This window comes from Alistipes sp. CAG:29 (assembly GCF_000435435.1).
In the GTDB taxonomy this organism is placed as follows: domain Bacteria; phylum Bacteroidota; class Bacteroidia; order Bacteroidales; family Rikenellaceae; genus Alistipes; species Alistipes onderdonkii.
Map to the genome: position 1 here is coordinate 2,860 of NZ_FR893405.1, position 3,843 is coordinate 6,702.

At 56.0% G+C, this 3,843-nt stretch carries 5 protein-coding genes; 4 read left to right on the plus strand and 1 reads right to left on the minus strand.

The window, feature by feature from the left end; genetic code table 11:
* The coding region (gene serB / locus QVP03_RS01320; RefSeq protein ID WP_288210590.1) for a phosphoserine phosphatase SerB at window positions 1–1,081 on the minus strand (1,081 nt) is incomplete at its 3' end.
* Between the two features lie 104 nt (window positions 1,082–1,185).
* On the opposite strand from serB, the gene QVP03_RS01325 reads away from it, so the two are divergent.
* From QVP03_RS01325 to QVP03_RS01340, 4 genes are all read left to right on the plus strand, one after another.
* Window positions 1,186–2,100 carry a mechanosensitive ion channel family protein gene (locus tag QVP03_RS01325; protein ID WP_022331877.1) on the plus strand — a complete coding sequence of 305 codons (915 nt, stop codon included), beginning with the start codon at window positions 1,186–1,188 and terminating at the stop codon, window positions 2,098–2,100.
* Window positions 2,101–2,112: 12 nt separating this feature from the next.
* Window positions 2,113–2,550 carry a hypothetical protein gene (locus QVP03_RS01330; RefSeq protein ID WP_055203359.1) on the plus strand — a complete coding sequence of 146 codons (438 nt, stop codon included), beginning with the start codon at window positions 2,113–2,115 and terminating at the stop codon, window positions 2,548–2,550.
* Between the two features lie 21 nt (window positions 2,551–2,571).
* The gene (locus QVP03_RS01335; protein ID WP_022331879.1) at window positions 2,572–2,976 is read left to right on the plus strand and encodes a DUF5606 family protein; all 405 of its coding nucleotides are present in this window, start codon (window positions 2,572–2,574) and stop codon (window positions 2,974–2,976) included.
* 119 nt (window positions 2,977–3,095) lie between these two features.
* Entirely contained in the window at window positions 3,096–3,590 is a 495-nt protein-coding gene (locus QVP03_RS01340) for a methylglyoxal synthase (RefSeq protein ID WP_022331880.1), read from the plus strand.
* Window positions 3,591–3,843 lie beyond the last annotated feature (253 nt).

The window sequence follows — 3,843 nt, forward strand, 5'->3', positions numbered from 1 at the left end:
GCGGGCCGTGGCCCCCGCCGCCGCCCGCCACCGACTGGGCGATGTTGATCTCCTCGAACTGGCACAGCAGGCGCAGCAGCTCGGCCTTGCGGCGCCCGTCGACCACCTCGCCGACATAGCGCCCCGTGAGCTTGCCCTGCTCGATCTCCAGCTCGTTGGCATATACGTAGTCGAATCCGTATTTCTGGCGCAGGTAGTTGCCGAAATAGGTGAACCCGCCCGAGAGGATCGCCGTTTTATAGCCCACGCGCTTGAGGATCGTCATCATGCGCTCCAGCCCTTCGGTGATGGGCAGGTTACGGGCTATCTCCTCCATGACCGAGACGTCGAGCCCCTTGAGCAGGGCCACGCGCTCGGTAAAACTTTCGCGGAAGTCGATCTCGCCCCGCATGGCGCGTGCCGTGATCTCGCGCACCGCATCGCCTACGCCGGCGCGCTCGGCCAGTTCGTCGATCACCTCGGTCTCGATCAGCGTCGAATCCATGTCGAAGCAGATCAGGCGGCGGCTGCGGCGGTAGATGTCGTCTTTCTGGAACGAGACGTCGAGGCCGATTTCCGACAGGTTCATGAACCCCTCCTGCATCGTGCTGCGCTCCTCGTCGGTGAGCGACCCGCGCACCGAAAGTTCGATGCACGATTTGGCCGCACGGTCGTCCTCGCTGAGCGGGATGCGGCCCGTCAGGCGCTTTATGGCGTCGATATTCAGCCCGTGCTGTGCCACCACGCGCGTCACTTCGGCGATATGGCGTGCCGTGACCGTACGACCCAGGAGGGTGATGATGTAGCGGTTCTTGCCCTGCCGGCCGACCCAGTTGTCGTAGTTCTGTTCCGAAATGGGAGTGAAACGGATCATCACGCCCAGCTCCGATGCCTTGAACAACAGCTCCTTCATGATGTTGCCCGACTTGTCTGACGTGGTCTTGAACAGGATGCCCAGCGTCAGCGACTGGTGGATGTTGGCCTGGCCTATGTCGAGGATGAAGGCGTCGTAGCGCGCGAGTATTTCGGTGAGCGAAGAGGTCATGCCCGGCTTGTCCTCGCCGGAGATGTTTATCTGGATGATTTCGACGTTGTTTTGCATCGTGTAGCGTTTTTCCTTTTTTTCTTTTCCGTAAATTCGTAGACAAAGTTAGTAAACTTCTCTTTTTTTTGGTTATTTTTGCAGACAAACTTTATTCCCGGTTTATGTGGCCTCTTTTTTTAGGAACCGAGACGCCCGCGCCGCTGATGCTGCCCGACAGTGTGCAGAAAGCCCATTTCGCGGAGACCGTCCATAAAATTGCGAACCTCGATTTCGAGACCGTATTGCAGAACCTCCTCTCCGAGTCGGTCTGGATACTGCTGAAAATCCTCCTCGCGCTGGCGATCTATTTCGTCGGCCGCTGGATACTGCGGCGCATCGTCAGGCTGCTCGACCTGGCGCTGGAACACCGCCGTGTCGATATTTCGCTGCGGTCGTTCATGCGCAACACCGTGCGCGTGATCTTCACGCTGCTGCTGGTGCTGATCGTCGTCTCGACGCTGGGCGTCAACGTCACGTCGCTCATCGCCGTCTTCTCCGCCGCCACGCTGGCCATCGGTATGGCCCTGAGCGGAACGGCCCAGAACTTCGCGGGCGGCGTGATGATCCTGCTCATGAAACCTTACCGTGTCGGCGACTACATCTCGGCACAGGGGCAGTCGGGCACCGTGCGCGAGATCAAGCTCTTCTCGACGGTCATCACTACGGCCGACAACCAGACAATTTACATTCCGAACAACTCGATCGCCACGGCCATCATCGACAATTATTCCACGTCCGATACCCGCCGTGTGGACTGGACGATCGGCATTTCGTACGGCGACGACGTGGATACGGCGCGTGCGGCGATCCTCGCCATCCTTGCCGCCGATAACCGCGTGCTGGGCGACCCTGCGCCCGTGGTGTGGGTCGCGGCCCTTGCCGACAGCTCGGTCAACCTCTCTGCGCGAGCCTGGGTGAAGAACGGCGATTACTGGAATGTGTTCTTCGAAAACAACGAAAAATTCTACAAACAACTGCCCGAAAAGGGGATCAACTTCCCCTTCCCGCAGATGGATGTGCATGTGAAAAACAATTAATCTGCCTATAAAATGAAAAAACTGCTTATCATGGCCGTGGCGGCATGCTGCCTGGCGGCTTGCAACAAGGAACTCGGCCCCGAGTATAAGGTTGCGCCCGTGATTTCGGGAGTCACTTTCAGTCCGCAGGAAGTCCATGCCGGTGAAAATGTCCATGTTTCGGCAACGGTTACGAGCGAATACGGGTTTACCGGCATCAGTATTCTATACAGCCTCAACGAGGATCCGGAAACGACTGAAGAGCCTAAAGACCAGGTGTGGTTCGGTTCCGAGAAAGACAAGTCGAAAAACTACAAGGCGACGATCGAGGGGCAGAAGGCCGGCACGAAAGTGACCTTCCAGATACTTGCCGTCTCTGCGTACAGCGTGTATACGTTCTCCGAGGTGTACGAATATACCGTGCAGGAGGAGTCCGAACCGGAGCCGATGCCCAACCCCGAAGCGAATTAATTTACCACACTATAATTTAATATGGAATTGAAAGAAATTCTGGCCATTTCGGGCCAGCCCGGACTTTATAAGTATGTAGCGCAGTCCACGCACGGTGTGATCGTCGAATCGTTGCTCGACGGCAGGCGGATGAACGCTTCGGCGACGTCGAAAGTAAGTTCGCTGACCGAGATCTCGATGTTCACCGAGGGAGACGACATTCCTCTGGCCGATGTGTTCACCAAGATCTATGCCCATACGGGCGGCCGCGAGGCCGTCAGCCCCAAGGAGGCCCCCGAAAAGCTGAAAGCCTGTTTCGCCGAGGTGCTTCCCGACTATGACCGTGACCGGGTACATGTTTCCGACATCAAGAAGTGCTTTGCGTGGTACAACATCCTCGTCAAAGCCGGGTTTACCGAATTCAAGCTCCCGGCCGAAACCGAATAACCCCTGAGCCCCGCCCGAGCGGGGCTTTTTTGTTGTGCTGTTTCCCGATTAAATGCATGCTTTTTTTGTAGTTATCCCCGTGTTTGTGTTATCTTTGTTCAACGGATAAAAATATCGCTATGGCTAAAATGACAAAAGTGCTGGCACTGGTTGCCCACGACAATATGAAACGCGACCTGGCCGAATGGGTCGACTGGAACAGCAGGAACCTGAGCCGCCATCATCTCGTTTGTACGGGTACGACCGGCAAGATGGTCGAAAAGACACTGCGGGATCACCGCGAGGAAGACGAATCCGCGGATGGGATCCGGGAATTGCCCGACCTGAAAATCACGCTGCTCAAATCCGGCCCGCTGGGCGGTGACCAGCAGTTGGGGTCGCTGATCGCCGACGGCAAGATCAACGCCCTGATCTTCTTCTGGGATCCCATGTCGGCGCAGCCGCACGACGTCGACGTCAAGGCGTTGTTGCGCCTGGCGACGCTCTACAATGTCCCGACGGCGATCAACCGTTCGTCGGCCGATTTCTTGATCTCGTCGCCGCTCTTCGAGGACGAGGAGTACGAGCCCGTCGTGAAGGATTACAAAGCCTATGTCGAGCGTGTGCTGAAGTAGCCGTTGTATCTGAGCGTATAAACGCCTGATTCCGCCAGCGGTTCCGAGGATTTACAAAGCAATGCTGTAACTGAATAAGTTACGGCGTTGTTTTTTTATGAGGTAATGATTTAGAACGCAAGTCTTGAATAAACTTACATCGAGGTTCATCCTGTCAAACAACTCTATACAAATATACGAAATATCTGATAAAAAAGCAAATAGGATTTTTATCACCTTATTTGCCGATTTATGGCGGACATCAGCGTCACCG

What these genes read in the sequence shown, in the direction of transcription:
- QVP03_RS01335 (WP_022331879.1), top strand. Translation starts at nt 2,572, where the DNA reads ATGGAATTGAAAGAAATTCTGGCCATTTCGGGCCAGCCCGGACTTTAT.
- QVP03_RS01340 (WP_022331880.1), top strand. Translation starts at nt 3,096, where the DNA reads ATGGCTAAAATGACAAAAGTGCTGGCACTGGTTGCCCACGACAATATG.
- QVP03_RS01330 (WP_055203359.1), top strand. Translation starts at nt 2,113, where the DNA reads ATGAAAAAACTGCTTATCATGGCCGTGGCGGCATGCTGCCTGGCGGCT.
- QVP03_RS01325 (WP_022331877.1), top strand. Translation starts at nt 1,186, where the DNA reads ATGTGGCCTCTTTTTTTAGGAACCGAGACGCCCGCGCCGCTGATGCTG.